The organism is Kitasatospora sp. LaBMicrA B282 (assembly GCF_050325825.1).
Taxonomy (GTDB): Bacteria; Actinomycetota; Actinomycetes; order Streptomycetales; family Streptomycetaceae; genus Kitasatospora.
The window spans coordinates 1-1,757 of record NZ_JBNQTI010000350.1 but is presented as its reverse complement, the minus strand read 5'-3'; the positions used below and the strand labels follow the sequence as shown (position 1 = coordinate 1,757).

Sequence of the window (1,757 nt, the reverse complement as noted above, 5' to 3'; positions counted from 1 at the left end):
CTCACGGCGGCCGAATGCTCGGCGCGGTGATGCCGGTCTGGTACATCAGCTCGGTCGTCCTGGTCGCGGTCTGGGCCGTCGCCGGACACCAGCACCACGGCACCGGTCTGGTCGTCACCGCCGGCGCGCTGCTGATCGTCAGCGTGCTCATGTCGGTCCTGCTGCTCGTCCCGATCAACAACCGCAGCAAGACGTGGACCCCCGAGAACCGGCCCGAGGACTGGAAGGAGCAGGCGAACCGCTGGGACCGCTACCACTACGCCCGGGTCACCGTCATCATCGCCGCCTTCGCCCTGCTGGTCGCCTCCCTCGCCTGAGCCAGGACAGCGTGACGGTCCACCCGTGGCGGGCCGGGATGAAGCCGCCCGGGCGCCGACACACCGTCACCGAAGCCCGGGCCACCACACCACCGGCGAACCGCTCCGCCCTGGCACTGGCTCAGCCGCCATGACACCGGCCGGGTCGCTTCAGGGACGTCGCTGCCGCCGGCGCCGCTCTTACCTCCGGCCCGCTCCGTCCTTGTCGGTCTGCTCCCGCACCGGGGGCAGGTCGCCGGCTGCGCCGCGGTCTTCTCATCCCCGGTGGCGGGGCGGTGGTGGTCGGCGAGGGGGTAGCCCGTAGGGGGCCTCCCCTACCTCTTGAGAGGGAGTTCGGAGTTCACCCGTCGCGGCGATCTCTGCCGGGGCGTCGGCGGGCAGGATTTCGGGGTGTCGAAGCAACGCCCCGAAAGGACGTCACCGTGAGATTCCGAACCCCGCTGATCGCCGCTCCCGTCCTGGTTGCCGTGTACGGCGCCATCCGGCTGGTGCCGGGGTCGAGGGAGCCGGGCCCGGGCTGGCTGACCGGTCACACTGCGCTGCTGGCCGCGCTGCTGCTGTTCGTCCCGGTCCTGGGATGGTTGGGCCGCGGGGCGGCGGGTCGGGTGGCCGCTGGCATCGGCCTGGTGGGCCTGGCCTGCTCGGTGGCCCAGACCGCGATCGACCTGTACGTGGGTGCCGCGGCGGCCGACAAGGCCGATCAGAACCGGATGTTCGAGCAGATCCAGGCGCACCCCGGGGTACTGCCCGTGGTCTACACCGTCGGCCCGCTGCTGTTCTACGTCGGCCTGTTGGCGGTGGCAGTCGTGGCCGCCGTGCACCGCCGGGTACCGTACTGGACCCCGCTGCTGCTCCTGGCCGGCACGGTGGCGATGGCCGCCTCGCTGGACCTGCTCCCGCTCGGCGGGGCGCTCTACCTGCTCGCCTTCCGGCCGGCCGCCGGTGCCACGGCCGGGGGCCCGGCTACCGCATCCGGAACACCGGTCCGCGTAGCGTGAACGGCAGTCCGGCGCCCTGCGGCACCAGGAAGGCATGCTCCCGCCGGACTCGCACCCGCCCCAGCTCCGCACCATCCGCTGCGCCGGGACCGCCGGCTGCCAGTGAGTTCGCCCGCAGAAACGTCCCATCGCAGGTCAGAGCGCATACAACCCCAGTCGAACCCCGGCGAGCTGACACCTGCTCCGTGGTCTTGTCTTCCGTCCGGGCTACGCCGCTTGCGAGTGGTCCCTGCGCCGGTGTACTTCATCGACGGCCGCGTCGAGCACGTCTCACCCCCGAGGACTGGGACCAGGCCCGCGCCTTCATGCAGCAGACCCTGGAGCGGGGCTGGCCAGGCTACATCGGCTGCCTGATCGCCGACGGCGAGATCCGTCCCGCCTGACCGGGCCTGTGGCCCCACCGTCACGGACCGGGACGCCGGCGACCCGGCGTGCGAGACAC

2 protein-coding genes are annotated in these 1,757 nt (G+C 72.3%); both read left to right on the top strand.

Annotated features, from left to right (window positions below; translation table 11 throughout):
• On the top strand, positions 1 to 317 hold a 317-nt coding region (locus ACQRUO_RS39350), incomplete at its 5' end, for an anthrone oxygenase family protein (RefSeq protein ID WP_428320990.1).
• 422 nt (positions 318 to 739) lie between these two features.
• Positions 740 to 1,315: a hypothetical protein gene (locus ACQRUO_RS39345; RefSeq protein ID WP_428320989.1), complete on the top strand. Its 576-nt coding sequence runs from the start codon at positions 740 to 742 to the stop codon at positions 1,313 to 1,315.
• Positions 1,316 to 1,757: the final 442 nt, after the last annotated feature.